Source organism: Bacillus sp. 123MFChir2 (assembly GCF_000383235.1).
GTDB lineage: Bacteria > Bacillota > Bacilli > Bacillales > Bacillaceae_G > Bacillus_A.
Map to the genome: position 1 here is coordinate 1 of NZ_KB910985.1, position 19,110 is coordinate 19,110.

The following is a 19,110-nucleotide window of genomic DNA, read 5'->3' on the forward strand; positions in this document are numbered from 1 at the left end:
CTTCTGACATAGAGGCGCTTTTTACCTCGGCGGAAGACGCGAAGCCACCGACTGTTCTAGCCGCTGAAGCTAGATAATCTAGAAGAAGAGACCCACCACGGTCTCTTTTTTCTAAATTACATATCACGTAAGCCAATCAAGCTTACGAATTCCTAACTTATCAATGGGTAGATGTATTAAATCATAAAACTGCTGAAGAAATTGTTCCGACTGATCTACGCGCTGCAAAATGGTTTCTAACTTATCTTGATATACATATTTTTGTGCTTCGCTTCCCGCTAAATAATATCCTTCAACTGTTTCAAAATAATGAAGGGGAAAGAGAAGACGGGCAAATAATAACCGCCAGCCAAACGAAGATAATGGATAGTTCCGTTCGTAATCGCTTAAAAACTGGACGATCGTTTCTTCCCAGTTCTCTTTTTTTTCAAAAGAAGTATAACGTACCCATTCGGCTAAGTCACGGCTTGGATGATCATATACCCAATCAGCCGGCAGCTTTAATCGCTTTGTCTGCTGCCAGAGCAAGGGGGTAAATCGTTCCTGACAAATGGTTGCAGCATCAGCAACTTGAGGAGTATCATCAAGTTCTGTATCTACTACATATTGAATTGCATTTTCGGCAAGACCTAAGTAGTACGGAAATGACTCAATAAATAACTGTTCAAACATATCAGTAGGGTGACTCACCATTTTGGATTGCCAAAAACGTTCGAGCTGATCTAATCGTTTTTCCCAAAGCGCCTTCCATTCACCAATTCGGCTAAGATGTTCAATTTCTTCTGAAAAGAATGCACCGCGTTTATGAAATAACGATAGCTCACTTCCTAATGAAATAACATTACGCTCTAACGTACGTACTCCTTTTAACAAACAATAATTTGCTTCTTCTAGCTCACTAACGTAATAACCTTGTACGTTTGGCACAAACTTCGCAACGGTAATATCACCTTGCTGATTCATATAATCACTTAATTTCTTCATTTCAACAAGCTCTTCTTCTTGCAAATGATCCGTAGGAAGAAGCACATAAATTTTATTACGAACCCAAAAGCTTTTATAAGGACCAAGAGGTGTAAATTCTTTGACGTGTATATGATAGTTCTCATAAATATGTTGAATCATCGTACTCGCCACCTACATGTTTTTCTATATATATATGAGCTGGTAATTAACTTTCATGCCTATGCACATCATACACCTATACGTATACAATATTAAAAAGAAAAAAAGGTGATAAACATGACACAACGAAATGAACTACAAGAAAGAGCATTACAATTACTACAAGAACGTGGTGTAAAAATTGACGATATTGCAGAACTCGTTCATTTTCTTCAAAAAAAATATCATCCAAATTTAGCAATGGAAGAATGTCGTTATAACGTAGAACGCGTCTTATCCAAACGTGAAGTACAAAATGCCCTCATTACAGGAATTGAATTAGATGTTCTTGCTGAAAAAGGTTTGCTAAGCGCTCCTCTTCAAGACATCATCCACCGCGATGAAGGATTGTACGGAGTAGACGAAGTTGTCGCCTTATCTATCGTCAACGTATACGGCTCAATCGGTTTCACAAACTTTGGCTATATTGATAAATTAAAACCAGGTATTTTACAATATTTAAACGATAAATCTACAGGTAAAGTTCATACATTCCTCGATGATATCGTGGGAGCGATTGCTGCTGCTGCATCAAGTCGTTTGGCGCATAGAGCTGCACATGCTGAATAATACAAAAACAAGAAAACCAGCTGCTATATAAAAAGAGCTGGTTTTCTTATTTATTTCTCCTCATACTCCATAAGCTGAAATTCTCTACCTCTGCTCACAAAAGAAACTTTCTTTTGAAAGCCCGCTTTCATATACAGATGAATGGCCCGCTCATTAAAAGCTGCAACACTTAATCGAATTATCTCTGGCTTAAACTCTTCCTTCGCAAACTGCAATCCTGCTTGTAAAAAAGATATCCCCAGTCCTTTTCCGGTTAACGCCGGTTTCATCCCAAGTCCGATATCTATGGCGCGCTCACCTGTGTATAACTTCGCATCTCTTCCGCCTGGCACCTGCGCGTTATTCCCAAAACAAAAATAACCGATGAATGTATCCTGTTCATCACAAACGCCGTAATATGTACCATCGAGCAATTCTTTTAACGTTTCAGCTTCCCCAGTAAAACTATACAGTTCATACGGGGCCGCATATTGCCATGTATTAATTTCTTCCGCTTCTTCTAATGTAAGGTTATGAATGTTCACTTGTATGCTCTCCTCACTTTCCTTATACCTATTCGCCTACACGAAAAGAATTCCTGTTACACAAAGCATTTTCTTTATTACCCCCGTCATATAACACAATATCCACATATAAGATTAAATATAATGAAACATTTAATCGTTTATGCACACCCGAATCCACAAAGTTTTAACCATGCGATTTTAGAAGCACTACAAGGGCAACTACAAGAAAAAGGACACGAAGTGCGCGTTCTATACGAGTGTTCCTTCTGTGGATAATGAGACGAGAAAACAATACCTTGAAAAAGTGAAAGAACTTGTGAAGCGTTTGTTCTAATGAAAAATCCACCTTGTGAGGTGGATTTTTTAGTTGCCAATCATTTTAGGAATATATCTTTGCAGAACTTCTTCTAACTCTTTTATATCTTCATTTCGAATCAATAAATTCACATTATTATTCCACTTTTCTATACCACGATCCAAAAAGATATTCTCTTGCGGAAATTGTCCCGGTACGAATGTTTTATAACCTTTTACTTCTTGATAAGGATAATAATTTATTCCATCCACAACTCCTGCTTCATAAACCTCGATGTCCCTTAACAATTGAACCGTTAAAAGGCTCGTAAAGCAAATTGTGGCAGCATAAACTCCCGCCTTTAATAAAAACTTTTCAAAACTATCAATCTCACCATTCGAATATTTAACATACGTTAAAACAAGTTGTCCAATAAAATAAATAGGACAAAATAGCATAGAGAAGCATTGTTTTGCCCGGCGATACATTGCAATCCGTTTGCCAATTTTCTTTTTCATGCTATTTATCTTATATACTTTCCATAGTAGCACTGCGAAAGCACTTGTCATGAAAATAAGAATAACCATTAATACTGGGTTCATTTCTAAACCTCCTTCTCTTCCATACTTCTATCTTAACTAATTATTTTCGTATCAAAAATGCAATTTTACATATTTTTCTTATAGTCATCCCATACAAGCCCTTAAAAATAAAAGAAGCCAAACACCTTGTTCGGCTTCTAAATACCCATTACAATTCATGTCTTTTTCGGCTATACGCTACTGTATAGATAGTTGCAGAAATTAACACAGTATCAATAAAAATGATTAATACATTACTATACAAGTACGCTTTCGTATTTTGTATAGTGGAAAGGAACGAATATTCTAAACTATGTTTTGTTAATAACCCACCAACAATTGCTATCCCTAGGCCTTCTGCTAAAAAGCAGGAGAAGCTGAGAAATCCCATACCTGCACCGACTTCCTTCGGCCCCAAAGATACAGCTTTTAATCTTCTTTGTAAAATGTAAATGAATTCGCTGTTACAGGTACCCGTTGATCCTTGTCGTGTTCATCTATTTGTTCTTTTGGCTGATATTGTCTCTCCATCGCTACTTTCATGCGGCGCACAATTGTATTCCCCGCAATAATAGTAAGGGTAAAACAGCCAATCGGTACCAGTGGAATCCAAGAATGTACTGATAAAGAGCGGAAATATAAGCCGATAAGCCCAGACCATTCGCTGCTGACGGATTCAGATTCACCGCCAGAGAAGACAATGGTTCCACCAAAGAAAATCTCTAATATGCCTAGATGTGCGAAGAGAATTAAAGCTTGTACAAATTGCTGCATTAAGACAATCATGAAGAGCGGAAGTAAATTCGGAAATAAATGTATCTTTATAAGGTGCCACTTGTTACCGCCAAGTGTACGAGCAGCGCGCATAAATTCTTCTGACAATAGCTTCTTCGTTTCATTTGCAAAATAAAGAGACAGCGTCGGTAGTGCTAGAACGATAAGAACCGTCATTTGAAAGAAAATGCGTTGATAAAAGGGCGGAGGTATTTCGCCATTCTCAAATTGCAATACATTCACTAGCATAAAAAAAGCGATGAGTGTCATTGGAATAACGGTAAAGCTATCAGATGTAGCTTCAAGATTTCGAAAAGTTCGCTTTATATAAAAAGCAATAAAAATTCCAATCCCAATCCCCAAAATGGTGCGGATGGCTGCGATGAGAAAGGCAGCGCCAATACTCCATTTTGCTCCTTCGATGACGCGGTGCAATAAATCATAACCTTTCTTATCTGTACCTAGTGGGAATTCTAAAGAAGGAGGAAACGGTGCTGCTTCTACTTCTCCATTTTCATCAAATCGTATCGACACTTGGCGAACTTCTCCGTCCATGAAGATAGAGTTTCCGATGCTTGCAATGACGAAAAGAAGGAGAAAGGAAACACTAACAATGAAGGATTTATCCTTTTTTAATGTATGCCACATATTATACTTCTCCTTTCAATTCGTCTGGAATGAAAATGTGAAACAACTTAAAGATAATAAAAATTGGTATATAAATGAGTAGCAGTGAAATGATGAACACTTCAGGAATACCGTAATCTTTTATGAATAAAAAAGTGCCTTGGATATTGAAAAAATATTCAATGATGTATAAGTTTGATAACATAAACCATATGTTTGTTTTCGAGAAATAAAGCGTACTCAATAACACATTACGTAACACGTGATGATTTAAAATATGTAGTTTACTGAGCCCTTTTGCACGGGCTAACAATATATAATCTTTTTGCAATTCTATTTCAAAGCGAAATAAAAGTAATTTTACAAATAGTATAATGGTAGGTAAGCTAAGGCATAGTATTGGAAGCAAAACGACTTTTTTATCACCTATGCTTGCGATATTCATAATAAGGACATCTGTTTTTTTGTAAATATACACAACAAGTAACTGTAATCCGAGGATGAATAAAATATCTGGAATGGACTCAAGAAAGTCGAGAAAGACCTTTATTTTTTCTTGTTTACGTTTTGATAGTTGCAGAATGATGTATACGATGATGAAAGAAACGAGTACAGAAATTAGTAAGGACATCAAGAAAACAAATGCAGTTTCTTTGTACTGTATGAAAATTTGCGGAAATAATGGCCTCCCGATTGATGGGTCCATATAAGGGCCATAATAGGTTAACGGTTTATTGCCAACCAGTTTTGAAAATGTCGATGTAATAGAGCGGATGTAATTATGAACGTTAAGTTCCATACCAATAAATAATTGCGGCAATGTACCTAAAAAGAAAATGACGATTGTCGATAAGGCGAGATGAATCGGTATTTCGACAAATTTATTTGTAAGTATTTTTTTCATATATGCCTCCCCATATATTTTATGTAATATATACGATGAATTTGTCGGAAAATCCTTTTTATTTTTCTATTTTCGCATTAGAATTTGATGTTTCGTCTTCTTCGCTTGAATGGATCATTTTAATAATACCAACCTGTGTTAGTTCATTTTCTTAGCAAATCAATCAAAGTTCCTAGTGTATAAGATGTCTATAGGGAAAGGAAAATAGAGCTTGTTATAATAGGGGAAGAAACTGTAAGTAGAAAGAAAATCTCACATCATTCGACCACATTTATCATAAAAAATAGGCAATCATTTACGATTGCCTATCTCTTCTTACATCTTCTCAATCCACTCCGTCAAGCTGTGGACAACATGCGTTGGTTGCACGTCATATTCTGTTAATTTTTCCACAGATGTGACTCCTGTGTGGACAAGTAATGTATTCATGCCCGCATTCATGCCTGCTAAAATGTCTGTGTCGTAGTTATCCCCAACCATTAATGTTTCTTCTTTCGTTGTTCCAAGTACTTTTAATGCTTGCTCCATAATAATGGATTCTGGTTTACCAATGAAAATTGGATTTACTGTTGTGGATACTGTTACAACAGATGTTAAAGAACCGTTTCCTGGTAATAAGCCGCGTTCTGTCGGAATGGCAATATCACCGTTTGTAGAAATAAATGTTGCCCCGTTTCGAACAGCTAAGCATGCTTTTGCTAATTTTTCATATGTAACTTCTCGATCTAGCCCAACAACGACAAAATCAGGATTACTATCCACAAGTGTGAAGTCTTTTTCCACAAGTGCATCACGTAAACCTTCTTCTCCAATCATATATATAGAAGCATTTTGTTTTCTTTCATATATAAAATTCGCTGTGGCCATACTTGTCGTAAATACTTGCTCCGGTGTAGCTGGAATATCAAACTGAAGCAGTTTATCTGCAACTTGCTCTGGTTTACGAGTCGAGTTGTTCGTCACAAATAAATAAGGTAAGTTACGCTCTTGCAGCGCCTTTATGAAATCACTCGCCTCTTCAATCCGTTCTTCGCCTCGGTACATTGTTCCGTCTAAATCAATTAAATAGCCTTTATACACAGGTGTCACTCCTTTTTGATACTTACTCTCTTCTTATCGTATCCTTTTTTCCAAAAGAAAAAAACGCTTTTTCCAAAAGCGTCTTGTAATGTTCATTTTTTTTCTTTTATTTGATACGAACAGAAACAGTCTCCACCGCACATAGATGATAATACTTTCACATCAGCAGTTGGCAATAACTTATTATACATACTCTTCTCATCGTGACAAATTTGCGGAAACTTTTCAGCTATCTCCATTAACGGGCAATTTTGTTTTTGTAGAATGAAAGATTGCTCGTTTTCTTGTTCTACACGCACCATATACCCATTTTTTTCTTGCATCATTGCAATTTCTGTTAAGCGTTCTAATGTCGTTTCCTTCCGATTCACACGTCTTGCTAATTGTTGTTCTATACGATTCGTTCTTGCTCGCAAAATCTTTTCAACGAGCTTTTCATCGCCAATATGCTGCAAATCTTCTAACATCTCGACTGCAAATTGCTTATATTGTTTCGGAAACAAGTCTTCGCCTTTTGTGCTTAAGCAGTACACATACATCGGTCTTCCGACATGCTGCCGCACCAAATTCATTTCAATAAGCCCATCTTTTTCGAGATTATTTAAATGACGGCGCACAGCCATCTCCGTAATTTGCAGCGATTCTGCTAATGCCGCAACAGTTTGTTCTCCTCTTACTTTTAAAAGTTGAAGAATTTCCTCTTTCGTGGAACGTGTCGATTCCCCCATTTCTCAACCTACTTTCCTTTCCTAAAGTTCTAATGGACCGTGTACATCAAGGCCCATTAGAACCAACATAATCTAATCTCCTGCAAACGCAGATACTGGTCCAAGTTCTTGTTCCAAATAACGACGAATATTAGCAGGATATTGTTTCACCATATCAATATGCTTTTGTACTGTATTATACACGTCTGTGTGGTTCATATTCACATACTCTTGTACAATCATTTTACGAAGACGAACAACTTCTTTTAAACGTTCTCCTTCTTCATTTGTAACAACTTTTTCATCCATTAGAATATCAATAATATCTTCATAGCTGCCTGGATCGCGCATAATAAATCCATCAATCATGGCATTACCTACATCTAAAATACAATCGATCATGAGATGCGCCATACGCTCTAACGCATATTCATCAAGCTCTCCCTTATATTCTTGTTTCATTTGAAATGCCGCAACAACTTTCTCTAAACACTGTAACATTTGTTCAATTTTTTTACGGTCTACAAAGTACATATATGTCACCTACCTGGAAATTAAAGCATTTTCATTCCCAATTGTACCCCTTTATTCAAAAAAAATCGACAATTTTTCGAATTCACCTTTTTCTCGTTCTTTGTTATAGTTATACTTGTATGATTTTCGGAATTGGAGGAATGTCACAATGGAACGTGAACTCGCATTAGAAATTGTCCGTGTAACAGAAGCAGCAGCCCTTGCATCCGCACAATGGATGGGCCGTGGAAAGAAAAACGAGGCAGATGACGCAGCAACAACTGCAATGCGCACAATGTTTGACTCTGTTAACATGGCAGGTACTGTTGTGATTGGCGAAGGGGAACTTGATGAAGCACCGATGCTTTACATTGGGGAAAAGCTCGGAACAGGAAACGGTCCAGAAGTAGACATCGCCGTTGACCCGTTAGAAGGAACAAATATTGTAGCAAAAGGTCTTGCAAATGCAATGGCTGTTATCGCTGTCGCTGATAAAGGAAACCTCCTACATGCTCCTGATATGTACATGGAAAAAATCGCGGTTGGTCCAAATGCAGCTGGAAAAATTAGCTTAGATGATCCAATTGAAAAAACAATTGAAATTGTAGCGGAAGCAAACAATAAAAAAATTCGCGACTTAACAATTATTATCCAAGAGCGTGAACGTCATCAAGAAATTATTGACCGTGTTCGCGCAAAAGGTGCACGTGTAAAACTATTTGGTGACGGTGATGTTGGTGCCTCTATCGCAACAGCTCTTCCAGGCACGGGAATCGACTTATTCATCGGTACTGGCGGTGCCCCAGAAGGCGTTATCTCTGCTGCTGCACTAAAATGTCTTGGCGGAGAAATGCAAGCGCGTCTCGTTCCAATGAATGAAGAAGAAGAAACACGCTGCCTTGCAATGGGCTTAGAAAACCCGCGTCAACTGCTTATGCTAGATGATTTAGTATCTGGTGATGATGCAATCTTCTCAGCAACAGGTGTATCTGCTGGCGAGTTATTAGACGGTGTGAAATTCCTTGGCGGCGATTTAGCCGAAACATATTCAATCGTTATGCGCTATAAAACAAGAACAGTGCGCTTTATTAAAACGCACCACCATTTAGATCATAAACCACACTTAAATTTAGATATTTAAAAAGGAGTCATGTTCATGGAAGAACGTTTTTTTCTTTACGATGACACAGTAGAAACGAAAACGCGTTTCGTAAGCTTTATGGGAGAAAACGAGCGCCACGATTTAGCACTTTTGTACTCCGATCGTCATTATGGCAAAACAATCGTCCTTGATATGCAGCGCAATAAATTTGCAATTATCGGTCGTGACGATTTAGAAGAACCTGGCTACTTAGAACATGCATTTTCGATTTCTGAAGAAAATGCAGAAGAATTACGCTCATTTTTATTTGAACTAATGTAATTTTTAATCACCAACCTACAAAAGAGTTGGTGATTTTTTCATACCGCAAGACATCCAAACGAATGTCCCACGTTCCTTTATCTAATAAAAAGAAGGAGCTGACTTTTAAAGCCAGCTCCTTCTTTTTATTTCTTTACTTTTCTCAGTACAAAGTACGAACATCCAAAATTACAGTACTCATATAAATACTCTGATAACGTACTAATTTTTGTGTCATACGTTGCGCGCTGGTTACTATCATCAAAAAAGCCGCGCAAACGAAGTTGATCATAACCCCAATCGCCCACAATATAATCATATTTATTTAAAATTTCTGCATAACGAGCTTTAAATGCTTCTTCATTAAATCCATTTCGTTTCTCTTCTATTACTTCATAATGGATATTATTCACATAAACTGTAGTGCGAATCTCCTGCTTCTGCTCCATTTTCCAATCCCTTTCTTACTCTTTCTTCTTTTTATCGTATCATAAAGCCACAAAACCAACAATTTCAAATACAAAAAACCTTCTTAGTGGGAAATGCTATAAGGTGAAGCTTCCTTTTGGAGTGCTTTTCTCCAAAAGGTCACCCCTCACCAATCGGGCTCTTACGAACAGTTAACACTACCTTATTTTCCCTAGCTTTTACTGCCCGTTAGAGCGGGGTAGAGTGAAACTTTCATCAAGAAGGAGAAAATCATCATGAAAAAACAACTGCTCTTATCCCTTCTCACTCTTTCCATCTTTGCTGGATGCCAAACAAAGAAAGCTGAAATGAAACGTGAAGAAGGAAGCCGTGTACTCGTGTCAGAACATAAAGATTTATACGGGAAAGATGTCCCAAACCGCATGTTAACAAGGGTTGGCTATTCTCACAAACAAAAAGATGAAGTTTCCAATCGTGAAGTTGGTAGCATTAACAAAGAACGATTAGCAGAAATGATTACAGATTTAACCGTGAAACTACCAGATGTGATGAATGCCGCAACACTTGTAACAGATGACGAAGTGTTTATTGTTTACCGAGCAAATACAACAGACCCAGCTTTAGTTGCTGATCAACTCCAAAAAACAGCACTGTCTATCGTTCCCCGCTATTACAAAGCATATGTATCGACAGAGCAAAAATTAATATCGCAAATTCAAGGACTAAAATCAGGCACATTAAACGACAAAGAATATGCCCAAACACTTGATATGCTTAAACATGAGATGAGCAAAAAGCCGCACTTAAACAATACACAGACAGATACAATGCCTAATACGATGAAATAAAGTGGAACTTCCATCAGTGGGGAGTTCTTCATCCCTCACTGATGGAAAGCCCCCCAATCAGACTTTTACGGGCAGTTATCCCCCACCTATCTTCTTCGCTTCTCTCCAAATCTTGAGGTGGGGTCTTACTGCCCGTTGATGCGGGATAAAGTACTACCTGTTGAATCAAATAACCTGGGAAGATAATCTCAGGTTATTTCTTAAACATTTCACCGTTTTTCATGCATAATATATAATATATATATTATATGAATCCATTTTGATTTTCCGACATATAGATTGCTGCTATGCAGAAAAAAAGGAACTTCAACTCGCTTTCTGACTTTGTTTAAACTTTGCATGTGGCAGTAAAAGTTCCTGACCGCTTCTATGCATGGCCAGATGCTCTCGCCCACCTAAAAAAAGATGGTTTTATGTCAGTTTTTAAATTTGGATTTATATGGAAAGTGGTGAAATTTATATGGTTTCAAATGCAGCAATTGGGAGTATAATCGTCCAAATCGCAATTTCTGTTCTTATTCCGATTATTGCTCTCATTTATTTTCGGAAAAAGTATAGAATCTCTTTTAAAATTGTCGGTGTGGGAGTTGTATTTTTTATTGGATTCTCACAAATTTTAGAGAAAACGTTACATGTATTTATATTGGGAAATCCAGCAACAGCTTCACTGTTAAAAAATTCGTTTCTCTATGCCCTATATGGTGGATTAACAGCTGGCATTTTTGAAGAATTAGGCCGTTTTATTGCCTTTTACTTTCTACTTAAAAAGTACCAGGAATATAAAGACGGTCTCGCTTACGGAATTGGTCACGGGGGAATTGAATCATTATTAATCGGAGCAACTACTGGGGCTCAAACCCTTGTATTCGCTTTTGCAATTAATAATGGTACCTTCGCCCAAATGATTGAGAAAGTACCCCAACTCAGCTCCGTCCAAGATGCATTAGTACATAATCCACCTTATCTGTATTTATTTGGTGGCGTAGAGCGACTCGTTGCTTTTATTATGCAAATCGCTCTTACATTACTTGTCTTATACGGGGTAAAGCATAAAAAGTACATGTCTGTAGGATTAGCAGTATTCCTTCATGCGTTTACTGACTTTTTCGCAGCACTTTACCAACGCGGGCAAATCAATTTGTTCGTAATCGAGGGACTTATGATACTGTTTGGTATCGGTGCTTACATGATTATTCATAACATCAAAACAAAATTCACATTAGAACATACAAGCTAAGCCGAGCCGGCTTAGCTTTTTTATAGGCCATAAACTTCCTAATAATTAGAAAAAATAGAAGGTTTTTCACTTTATTTGTCGAAGTATGTACAAGTTCGCCTATATAACAGGGTACATGGGTACCATCTGCCAGAAAAGAGAGGGATACAATATGAAAAAGTTAATTGTTGTCCGCCATTGCTCAGCAACTGGACAAGAACATGATGCCACCCTTACAGCAATAGGTGAGCAACAAGCCAACGACCTTGCCAGTTTTCTCATCGATGAACAGATTCCTATTGAAAACATTATCTCTAGCCCTTTTATTCGCACCGTCCAATCCATTACACCTTACGCGTCACATATAGGACTCCCTATTCAAGAGGACGAGCGGTTAACTGAGCGTGTACTAAGCGGCGTCCCAATGAGTAATTGGCTACAAATGTTAGAACAAACTTTTATAGACATAGATGTCGCTTTTCCTGGCGGAGAATCTACGCGCCAAGCGACAGAGAGAGTTCAATCACTTATCCACAGCATATTACAAGATGATACACCAAAAACAACACTGCTCGTTACACACGGTAATTTATTCACACTTATTTTAAAGGTTTTTGACGAAAGCATTGGGTTTTCCACATGGAAAAGCTTAAGCAATCCAGACGTATACGAAATTACGGTCGAACAAGATGCAGCAACTATCCACAGATTGTGGGGGATACATTGTGAAACGAATTCACGTAACTGCTGATAATTTAGAATCAGAACACATTTGCTGCGCTATATCTGACAAGAGAATGGCACGCGGAGTCCTGCAAAAGAAAGCATGGTTGCAAAAACGAATTGAAGAAGGACTTGTTTTCAAAAAGTTAGATGTAATTTGAAAAGTTGTGGAAAACATTCAAAACATGAAGCGAAAGGAGTTTGCATTCCGATGTATGAAGAAGTCATCTCATTACTACATAAAACAAATGTTTTATATGAGAAGTTTGAACATGAACCTATTTTAGATTATGAAACAGATCAGCTCATTCGAGAGCGCCTTGGCCTAGAAGGCGAACCGAGTAAAAGCCTGTTTATGAAAACAAAATCTGGGGATTACTATGTCTTTTTTACGTTAGAAGGATCTCGCTTTGATATAAAGCAAATGAAAGACATCATTGGTACACGTGTCTCACTTTGTTCACCTGATGAGCTAAGAGAGATGACAGGATGCATTCCAGGATGCGTTGCTCCGTTTGGTTATACACAAGATGTAACGATTATTGTGGACTCTTCTATTTATCATTACGAAAAAATATTAATTTCACCTGGGGTCCCTGAATTTACAATTTCCTTATCCACAGAAGAATTGCGAAAAATTTTATCCACATGTGGAAACACCGTATTAGAATATGAATGAAACAAGAGCTGAAAACTTCAGCTCTTGTTTCATCCATGTGCACCAGAACCTGACAAATTCAACACAACAACCCCTCCAATAATAAGCACTAAACCAACGAGTGTTTGCCATGTAAAAGCATCCTTCCAAACGAGAACACCAATTACTGCCGTTAACGCCGTACCAACTCCGGACCAAATCGCATAAGCAGTGCTAATTTGAAGATGCTGCAATGTCTGTGATAAAAAATAAAAGGCAGATGCAAAACCAAGAACAACTCCGATACTTGGCCACACTTTCGTAAAGCCCTCCGACAACTTCAGCATCGTTGTTCCAAAAACTTCACTTACAATTGCAAATGCTAATAAAACAAATCCTTTCATAAAATTCTCCCTTTCTCGAAAAAAAATCCCTCTTAGCTAAGTTACTAAGAAGGATCTTCTCATTATTTTGCTGCAACTGTATTCTCTTTTGCAGATTGTACTTGCTCATCAGCATGGTAAGAAGAACGCACAAGTGGACCAGCCTCACAGTGACTAAATCCTTTGCTAAGTGCAATTTCTTTTAGCTCTGCGAACTCTGCTGGTGTGTAATATTTAATAACCGGTAAATGTTTTTTAGACGGCTGTAAATATTGACCAAGCGTTAAAATGTTAACGTTGTTTGCACGCAGGTCATCCATTGCTTCGATAATATCTTCTGTTGTTTCACCAAGCCCAAGCATGATACTTGATTTTGTCGGAATGTCTGGCTGCATTTCTTTTGCACGACGTAAAAATTCTAATGAACGATCATATTTTGCTCTTGCGCGAACTCGGTCAGATAATCGACGCACTGTTTCAATGTTATGGTTTAAAATATCAGGACGTGCATCCATTAACATTTTTAAATTTTCTTCTACCCCACCCATATCAGATGGTAAAACTTCAATAGACGTAAATGGACTTTTGCGACGAACAGCACGCACTGTTTCCGCAAAAACTTCCGCTCCTCCGTCTTTCAAATCATCACGTGCAACCGCTGTTATAACAACATGTTTTAAGTTCATTTGATACACGGAATCCGCTACGCGTTCTGGCTCTTGTAAATCAAGCTCTGTTGGTAAGCCTGTTTTTACAGCACAAAAGCGACATGCACGTGTACAAACTGCACCTAAAATCATAAATGTTGCTGTTTTACGAACAGCCCAGCATTCGTGAATATTCGGACACTTCGCCTCTTCACAAACGGTATGAAGGTTTTTAGAACGCATCATTTTCTTTAAGCCTGTATAGTTTTCATTTGTATTTAATTTAATTTTTAACCATTCGGGCTTGCGCTTGTATTCTGTTTGTTTTGTCATGTTCATCAACTCCGCACAATATGAAATAGTTTACCGTGTTCGCTTCTTTCAATGTAACATATCTATTCTATCGCATGAAAGCGATTTGCTCAAATGAAGATTGCAAGAACTCTTTCCAATTATTACTTATAATGAAATATCGTGTATATCTCACACTAAAGGTAGTGATTCGGAAAGGAGCTTACTACCGTGCATCGAAAACTTTTCCTTTTTCTTTTTATTTATTTTCTTCTTCAAGCGAATATTGTGCATGGGGAAGAAAACAAGCAAGATATATATAATATGCGAATGACATTATACAAAGAAATGGAAACCGTCTCTCTTATTCCATGGTATTACTTCGCTGCCATTGATCAGTACGAGAGAAATATTCGTTCCGTACGCCGCGATATTCCGAAAAAGCCAGATGCTACGATTTCAATTTATTTCAAACCAGAAATATGGGCTGGCCCAGCTAATCCAAACTTACATGATACAAAGCCTTATACAATCTCCTTATTTGGAGGCATGGGCTTAGATGGAAACGCCGACGGATTAGCAGATGCAAATAACGAAAAAGACGTTCTCTACACAATGGCTACCATAATAGGAAAACAAGGGGCAAATCGAGACCAATTAAAAATTATGCTGTGGGAATATTATCAGCGGTCAAAAACAGTAGAGTTAATATTAGGATATGCCCGTATGTATAAACAGTACAATCGAATTGATTTAGAAGGAAATGCCTTCCCCTTGCCCATTCACAGCAACCATAGCTACCGCAGCACATTTGGGGCGAAACGAAGCTTCGGCGGACGGCGTATGCATGAGGGGACAGATATTTTCGCTGGGCATGGTGTACCTGTTCGTTCTACTTGCTATGGCATTATTGAAACGAAAGGGTGGAATCGCCTTGGTGGCTGGCGCATCGGTATTCGCGACTTATACAACAACTACCACTATTACGCACATTTAGGCGGATTTTCAAAAGAAATACAGCTTGGACAAATCATTGAACCAGGAACCGTCCTTGGGTTTGTCGGCAGCACTGGATATGGTCCTCCTGGAACAGCTGGTAAATTCCCCCCTCACTTGCACTTTGGGTTATATAAAGATAACGGCTATACAGAATGGGCATTTGATCCATATATGCATTTAAGCTTATGGGAACGAAAAGAACGCATGAATATGAAGAAATAACAAAAAAAGCGGAAAACATTAGTTATCCGCTTTTTTCTCTTTCTTCTCCGGCGCAACCACTCCGCCGCTTCCGTAATACCCGGGCACCTCACCTTGAATAATACGAGTTGCTACCGGAATATCTTGTTTTACCGTAACTTCTTTCGTATGAAATGGAATAATCACCTGAAGCGTCACTTCAATTTCCATCACAATTTTAATCGCAGTATTATTAATACCGTGCGGCTCAAAATCTTGCTTAATATTCGTATACACATCGCCAATCGTTGTAAATGTAATCGGAATATCTGGACCTATATTACCAAGCAAAGCATTGTCTGTAATTCTACCGAGTGGAACAGATAGTGAAGGCCCACCTTCTTCTGGTATCCCTAACGCCTTCGTATCCCCTTTCTCTGCTTGGTGTAAATATTTTTCTATGTACGTTGTAGTCGAGGTTAAAATCTCATTCACTGCTTCTGTGTTCACATCCATCGTGGCCACTTTTCCGTTCTTATCAGTTTGCACTTTCATTAATGAATCAACATTGATGCCCTGTGCAACCCTATCTTTCACTGCCTTCGTCATCACAACTGTCGCCGTCCGCTTCGTTTGCATTTCCGCATATCTCATTACCGTTGGGCGAATGCTTTTATTCACAAGCCACAAGCCTTGTAAGGTAAGAAAAACAAAAATAGCAAATGAAATAAGCAATACGTAACGAAATGGCAATGGTCCTTTCCGAAATCGAGAAGTTCGGGGGCGAAACGCACGCATAACAAAATCCCTCCTTCTTACACATGTATATGCAAAAAGGAGGGACGATATATTAAATCATTTTTAACAATGCTTTTTTTCCAATTGTACCGGCTGTAATTCCTAATCTCTCTGCCTCAACCGTAACTGACTCAAGGGGTGCTTCTAACAACTGCTCAATTGTTCTAACTCCAACGGCGCGTCCTGCGAGAATGCCGCGATCGCTTAACTTTTCATTTAATAACGCCACATCTAGCGCACCGCACATAATATATCCTTTATCGCTCATGACAGCTAACAGATTTGTTTTCGGAAGCTGTACACTCACTGCTATAAACGTATGTTCATTTATTATAATAGGTTCTATATTAACCATAGTTCACACTCCTCTCTCTTTATCTGTATGAAAAGAGAAAAATGAATGTGAATATAACAACGTAGCAGTCTATAATTTTACAGATTGTGCGTATGTCAGTAATGTATTTGTCAACACATCACGAAGTAGTTCTGGCATATAGTATTCTTTTTCTGATACAACCGCAAGCTCTGGATATAAATAGCCGAATGTGAACATATCAATCGTCCCAACTGTGTAAATTCGTTCTAGGTCTAATTGTTCTCCATTGATAATCACATCTTTAAGTAATATTTTATTACCCGGAATCGTATCTGGGATCACTTCAACGCCCGCATATATCATTTTTCCCATGACTTTTCCACGAAACCCCAAACCTTTTACTTCAAGCTGTTCCATATTGGGACGACGCGCTTTCAAAATGATCTCTCGCAATGTTTTTCCTGTTATTTTTAAGCGGCATGGGTTAATCGGATGCGGACAAATGCGATGAATATCTCCTCGTGTAACAACACCTTCTTGTAGTCCTTCCAGTAATACGCCCGCATTTACCATACCGATTTCAGCATCGCACCATTCTTTCAGAGACTCGGCAAGCATATGAACAAATTTTGTTTCCTGAAACCAATCCATTTCTAACGATTCTTTTAAAGTAACAACCGCATCCGCCATGATGACCTGACTCTCTTGTTCAAGCCCTTCTAATAAAATATGAGAGCCCCCGTATGCGCCTAATCGCTTCGTATGAATTGCCCGTCCATCTTTTTTCGTCACTTTCTTTGTTTGTAGATCCACGTCTATTTGCACATGTCCGACATAATAGCCCCACTTCTCTCCGCAACAAAGAAGCGTTCCATTCACCAATATACCGCGTTCAAATAAATGGTGAGTATGTGCACCTAAAATAACATCTATATCATAATTCTCCGCCATGTATTCATCTGCATTTTTCCCTAAATGAGACAACACAACAATAATATCGGCCTGCGAACGCACCTCTTCTAAAATCGCTTCTAAATGCAAATATGGATCTTCAATATGCCAATCTAGCTTCGCATAAAAGTCAGGATATGCGACTGTTAAACCGATAAATGCAATCGTAACTCCACTATCAAGCGTTTGCATTACATATGGCTTTGCCCACTTTGGACGCGTTTGATCACTTTCAAATAAATTGGCAACAAGCACTTCAAAATTCGCATCGTCATAAAGATGATCGAGCTGCTCTTTAGCAAGAGTAATCCCTTCATTGTTCCCAATCGTTACGTAATCGTACAACGCCGCGTTTAAAAGCTGCACATTTCCCTTTCCATCCGTTGCCTCAGAAATCATATGAAAACGATCAACATGATCGCCAATATCTAATGTAAAGACCGCTTCACCAGCAGCCTGGCGACGCCTTTTCTCTTCTAACACAAAACGAGAAATTTGCGGCCAATTTTCAAAATGACTATGTATATCATTCGTATGATAAAGATGAATTGTAACTTCTTGCAGAGAAAAAACCTCCTCTCAATTCCATACTTCTAGTTTACGCTATATGTAAGCTTGAATCCTGTAAATACTTTTCGTCTTTTCTTGCTATTTTACATTGTACTCTCATTGAGGGAAAAAGCAAAAGTTTCTTCTTTGAAAGTTAGGGAATGATGAAAAGCTTTTTATGTGTCGAACGTGGTCGAGGAATCTTTATATTGTGTCGAACCGCCGATATATTTCCGGCCATGAAAAAAACGCCCTGTAAACAGGGCGCTTCGAACGTATACATCACCTTTAATTATAACTAATATTATAAGTTGGGTATAATGTTGTTCCGCTAATCCAAATTTTGATTTCATTTGTTAACGGGACATTTTGTTCATTAATAACGGTTCTCCACCATTCCCATGCAAGGCCTGTACATTCTCTTGCTAAGACTTTTACATTTTTTGAATTTGGTGGAAGTGGTATAACTGTAGAGAAATGAGCCGTTTTGTCTCTGTTGTTTCCTTCCCAAGTTTTATGGGTTAATACTTCTTTTCCATTTTCATCATATGAGAATTCATCCCAAGATACATCGAATTGAGCAACATAAGCACCGTAATGATCAAGTTTCATTTTCGCACTAGAATATTCTGTAGTTGTTGTCTCGATATAATCTGTATTGTTATGAACAGCAGCAACCGCATTATCTTTTAAGAAAGTGCTAGTATATGAAATTGGATATGCTGGATTTTTAGAGCTTAATTCTGCATTATCTTTAATGATATTTCGGATTTCGTTGAAATCTTTTGTAACAACCTTGTTATGCTCTTTTGCATCTCCGCCTAATACTACAGCAGTAAAGGTACTGTCTTCAAAAATATCTTTGTACTGTCCACTCGCTTCGACGCTGTTATTCTTAAGTAGTGCTTTAAAGGCAGCTTGTACATCTTTACTCTTAGATGATGTTTCTAATTTCACATAAACTGTTCTACCATAAGCCACATTTGACACCATAACAGGCGGAGCCGCATTACTTACTCC

The 19,110-nt window shown here is 38.1% G+C and carries 25 protein-coding genes and 1 pseudogene; 10 read left to right on the plus strand and 16 right to left on the minus strand.

All coding sequences use genetic code 11. The features are described from left to right. Positions 1–123 precede the first annotated feature (123 nt). Positions 124–1,125, minus strand: a complete 1,002-nt coding sequence (gene yutH, locus H280_RS0120950; RefSeq protein WP_020063075.1) for a spore coat putative kinase YutH — start codon at positions 1,123–1,125, stop codon at positions 124–126. A gap of 117 nt (positions 1,126–1,242) precedes the next feature. On the opposite strand from yutH, the gene H280_RS0120955 reads away from it, so the two are divergent. Next, positions 1,243–1,734, plus strand: a complete 492-nt coding sequence (locus H280_RS0120955; RefSeq protein ID WP_020063076.1) for a phosphatidylglycerophosphatase A family protein — start codon at positions 1,243–1,245, stop codon at positions 1,732–1,734. Between the two features lie 50 nt (positions 1,735–1,784). On the opposite strand, the gene H280_RS0120960 is transcribed toward H280_RS0120955, so the two are convergent. Further along, entirely contained in the window at positions 1,785–2,258 is a 474-nt protein-coding gene (locus tag H280_RS0120960; RefSeq protein ID WP_020063077.1) for a GNAT family N-acetyltransferase, read from the minus strand. Between the two features lie 123 nt (positions 2,259–2,381). Between H280_RS0120960 and H280_RS25440 the strand changes: the two are divergent. After that, positions 2,382–2,507 (plus strand): annotated as a pseudogene (locus tag H280_RS25440) (NAD(P)H-dependent oxidoreductase); the annotation flags it as partial. Positions 2,508–2,603: 96 nt separating this feature from the next. Here the strand turns inward: H280_RS25440 and H280_RS0120965 are convergent. The 7 genes from H280_RS0120965 to hepT form a co-directional block, all read right to left on the minus strand. Next, positions 2,604–3,137 carry a hypothetical protein gene (locus H280_RS0120965; protein WP_020063078.1) on the minus strand — a complete coding sequence of 178 codons (534 nt, stop codon included), beginning with the start codon at positions 3,135–3,137 and terminating at the stop codon, positions 2,604–2,606. A gap of 148 nt (positions 3,138–3,285) precedes the next feature. Further along, a complete protein-coding gene (locus tag H280_RS24095) occupies positions 3,286–3,507 on the minus strand; it encodes a hypothetical protein (RefSeq protein ID WP_020063079.1) in 222 nt (73 codons plus the stop codon). A gap of 38 nt (positions 3,508–3,545) precedes the next feature. After that, positions 3,546–4,538 (minus strand): ABC transporter permease subunit, encoded by a 993-nt coding sequence (locus H280_RS0120975; RefSeq protein ID WP_020063080.1) that lies wholly within the window; start codon positions 4,536–4,538, stop codon positions 3,546–3,548. Position 4,539: 1 nt separating this feature from the next. Further along, a complete protein-coding gene (locus H280_RS0120980; RefSeq protein WP_020063081.1) occupies positions 4,540–5,421 on the minus strand; it encodes an ABC transporter permease subunit in 882 nt (293 codons plus the stop codon). A gap of 315 nt (positions 5,422–5,736) precedes the next feature. Then, the gene (locus H280_RS0120985) at positions 5,737–6,501 is read right to left on the minus strand and encodes a TIGR01457 family HAD-type hydrolase (protein ID WP_020063082.1); all 765 of its coding nucleotides are present in this window, start codon (positions 6,499–6,501) and stop codon (positions 5,737–5,739) included. A 92-nt stretch (positions 6,502–6,593) separates the two neighbouring features. Continuing rightward, positions 6,594–7,229 (minus strand): helix-turn-helix transcriptional regulator, encoded by a 636-nt coding sequence (locus H280_RS0120990; protein ID WP_020063083.1) that lies wholly within the window; start codon positions 7,227–7,229, stop codon positions 6,594–6,596. Positions 7,230–7,301: 72 nt separating this feature from the next. Further along, positions 7,302–7,742 (minus strand): type VII toxin-antitoxin system HepT family RNase toxin, encoded by a 441-nt coding sequence (hepT, locus tag H280_RS0120995; protein ID WP_020063084.1) that lies wholly within the window; start codon positions 7,740–7,742, stop codon positions 7,302–7,304. Between the two features lie 148 nt (positions 7,743–7,890). On the opposite strand from hepT, the gene glpX reads away from it, so the two are divergent. Further along, entirely contained in the window at positions 7,891–8,862 is a 972-nt protein-coding gene (glpX, locus tag H280_RS0121000; protein WP_020063085.1) for a class II fructose-bisphosphatase, read from the plus strand. A 15-nt stretch (positions 8,863–8,877) separates the two neighbouring features. Beyond that, positions 8,878–9,144 carry a DUF3055 domain-containing protein gene (locus tag H280_RS0121005; RefSeq protein ID WP_020063086.1) on the plus strand — a complete coding sequence of 89 codons (267 nt, stop codon included), beginning with the start codon at positions 8,878–8,880 and terminating at the stop codon, positions 9,142–9,144. A 125-nt stretch (positions 9,145–9,269) separates the two neighbouring features. Here the strand turns inward: H280_RS0121005 and H280_RS0121010 are convergent, their stop codons facing one another. Beyond that, positions 9,270–9,572, minus strand: coding sequence for a YutD family protein (locus H280_RS0121010; protein ID WP_020063087.1), 303 nt, complete (start codon positions 9,570–9,572; stop codon positions 9,270–9,272). 255 nt (positions 9,573–9,827) lie between these two features. Between H280_RS0121010 and H280_RS0121015 the strand changes: the two genes are divergently transcribed. The 5 genes from H280_RS0121015 to H280_RS0121035 all read left to right on the plus strand — a co-directional run bounded on the left by H280_RS0121015 (position 9,828) and on the right by H280_RS0121035 (position 13,018). After that, positions 9,828–10,400, plus strand: a complete 573-nt coding sequence (locus H280_RS0121015) for a YhcN/YlaJ family sporulation lipoprotein (RefSeq protein WP_020063088.1) — start codon at positions 9,828–9,830, stop codon at positions 10,398–10,400. 460 nt (positions 10,401–10,860) lie between these two features. Continuing rightward, the gene (locus H280_RS0121020; RefSeq protein ID WP_020063089.1) at positions 10,861–11,637 is read left to right on the plus strand and encodes a YhfC family intramembrane metalloprotease; all 777 of its coding nucleotides are present in this window, start codon (positions 10,861–10,863) and stop codon (positions 11,635–11,637) included. 151 nt (positions 11,638–11,788) lie between these two features. Next, positions 11,789–12,367 carry a histidine phosphatase family protein gene (locus H280_RS0121025; RefSeq protein ID WP_020063090.1) on the plus strand — a complete coding sequence of 193 codons (579 nt, stop codon included), beginning with the start codon at positions 11,789–11,791 and terminating at the stop codon, positions 12,365–12,367. After that, the gene (locus tag H280_RS25930) at positions 12,342–12,500 is read left to right on the plus strand and encodes a hypothetical protein (RefSeq protein WP_020063091.1); all 159 of its coding nucleotides are present in this window, start codon (positions 12,342–12,344) and stop codon (positions 12,498–12,500) included. Before H280_RS0121025 ends, H280_RS25930 begins: the two co-directional genes overlap by 26 nt. Before the next feature lie 50 nt (positions 12,501–12,550). Next, a complete protein-coding gene (locus H280_RS0121035; protein ID WP_028411333.1) occupies positions 12,551–13,018 on the plus strand; it encodes a YbaK/EbsC family protein in 468 nt (155 codons plus the stop codon). Between the two features lie 29 nt (positions 13,019–13,047). Here H280_RS0121035 and H280_RS0121040 read toward each other — a convergent pair whose 3' ends face one another. Next, positions 13,048–13,380 carry a DMT family transporter gene (locus H280_RS0121040; protein WP_020063093.1) on the minus strand — a complete coding sequence of 111 codons (333 nt, stop codon included), beginning with the start codon at positions 13,378–13,380 and terminating at the stop codon, positions 13,048–13,050. A gap of 62 nt (positions 13,381–13,442) precedes the next feature. Next, positions 13,443–14,339, minus strand: a complete 897-nt coding sequence (gene lipA / locus H280_RS0121045; protein WP_020063094.1) for a lipoyl synthase — start codon at positions 14,337–14,339, stop codon at positions 13,443–13,445. A 189-nt stretch (positions 14,340–14,528) separates the two neighbouring features. Between lipA and H280_RS0121050 the strand changes: the two genes are divergently transcribed. Then, on the plus strand, positions 14,529–15,518 hold the full coding sequence (locus H280_RS0121050; protein ID WP_020063095.1) for a M23 family metallopeptidase: 990 nt from the start codon (positions 14,529–14,531) through the stop codon (positions 15,516–15,518). Positions 15,519–15,536: 18 nt separating this feature from the next. Here H280_RS0121050 and yunB read toward each other — a convergent pair whose 3' ends face one another. From yunB to H280_RS0121070, 4 genes are all read right to left on the minus strand, one after another. After that, complete coding sequence (yunB, locus tag H280_RS0121055; protein ID WP_020063096.1) at positions 15,537–16,274, minus strand: sporulation protein YunB; 738 nt, start codon at positions 16,272–16,274, stop codon at positions 15,537–15,539. A gap of 52 nt (positions 16,275–16,326) precedes the next feature. Beyond that, entirely contained in the window at positions 16,327–16,629 is a 303-nt protein-coding gene (locus tag H280_RS0121060) for a YunC family protein (RefSeq protein ID WP_020063097.1), read from the minus strand. A 69-nt stretch (positions 16,630–16,698) separates the two neighbouring features. After that, positions 16,699–18,105, minus strand: a complete 1,407-nt coding sequence (locus H280_RS0121065) for a bifunctional metallophosphatase/5'-nucleotidase (RefSeq protein ID WP_331271156.1) — start codon at positions 18,103–18,105, stop codon at positions 16,699–16,701. Positions 18,106–18,378: 273 nt separating this feature from the next. Continuing rightward, the coding region (locus H280_RS0121070) for a thiol-activated cytolysin family protein (RefSeq protein ID WP_020063099.1) at positions 18,379–19,110 on the minus strand (732 nt) is incomplete at its 5' end.

Bases quoted from the DNA above. Each gene is read 5' to 3' on its own strand.
- H280_RS0121035 (WP_028411333.1), top strand. From the start codon at position 12,551: ATGTATGAAGAAGTCATCTCATTACTACATAAAACAAATGTTTTATAT.
- H280_RS0121015 (WP_020063088.1), top strand. From the start codon at position 9,828: ATGAAAAAACAACTGCTCTTATCCCTTCTCACTCTTTCCATCTTTGCT.
- yutH (WP_020063075.1), bottom strand. From the start codon at position 1,125: ATGATTCAACATATTTATGAGAACTATCATATACACGTCAAAGAATTT.
- lipA (WP_020063094.1), bottom strand. From the start codon at position 14,339: ATGACAAAACAAACAGAATACAAGCGCAAGCCCGAATGGTTAAAAATT.
- H280_RS0120955 (WP_020063076.1), top strand. From the start codon at position 1,243: ATGACACAACGAAATGAACTACAAGAAAGAGCATTACAATTACTACAA.
- glpX (WP_020063085.1), top strand. From the start codon at position 7,891: ATGGAACGTGAACTCGCATTAGAAATTGTCCGTGTAACAGAAGCAGCA.
- H280_RS0120965 (WP_020063078.1), bottom strand. From the start codon at position 3,137: ATGAACCCAGTATTAATGGTTATTCTTATTTTCATGACAAGTGCTTTC.
- H280_RS0120975 (WP_020063080.1), bottom strand. From the start codon at position 4,538: ATGTGGCATACATTAAAAAAGGATAAATCCTTCATTGTTAGTGTTTCC.
- hepT (WP_020063084.1), bottom strand. From the start codon at position 7,742: ATGTACTTTGTAGACCGTAAAAAAATTGAACAAATGTTACAGTGTTTA.
- H280_RS0121005 (WP_020063086.1), top strand. From the start codon at position 8,878: ATGGAAGAACGTTTTTTTCTTTACGATGACACAGTAGAAACGAAAACG.
- H280_RS0121040 (WP_020063093.1), bottom strand. From the start codon at position 13,380: ATGAAAGGATTTGTTTTATTAGCATTTGCAATTGTAAGTGAAGTTTTT.
- H280_RS0121020 (WP_020063089.1), top strand. From the start codon at position 10,861: ATGGTTTCAAATGCAGCAATTGGGAGTATAATCGTCCAAATCGCAATT.
- H280_RS0121060 (WP_020063097.1), bottom strand. From the start codon at position 16,629: ATGGTTAATATAGAACCTATTATAATAAATGAACATACGTTTATAGCA.
- H280_RS24095 (WP_020063079.1), bottom strand. From the start codon at position 3,507: ATGGGATTTCTCAGCTTCTCCTGCTTTTTAGCAGAAGGCCTAGGGATA.
- yunB (WP_020063096.1), bottom strand. From the start codon at position 16,274: ATGCGTGCGTTTCGCCCCCGAACTTCTCGATTTCGGAAAGGACCATTG.
- H280_RS0121010 (WP_020063087.1), bottom strand. From the start codon at position 9,572: ATGGAGCAGAAGCAGGAGATTCGCACTACAGTTTATGTGAATAATATC.
- H280_RS0121025 (WP_020063090.1), top strand. From the start codon at position 11,789: ATGAAAAAGTTAATTGTTGTCCGCCATTGCTCAGCAACTGGACAAGAA.
- H280_RS0120980 (WP_020063081.1), bottom strand. From the start codon at position 5,421: ATGAAAAAAATACTTACAAATAAATTTGTCGAAATACCGATTCATCTC.
- H280_RS0120990 (WP_020063083.1), bottom strand. From the start codon at position 7,229: ATGGGGGAATCGACACGTTCCACGAAAGAGGAAATTCTTCAACTTTTA.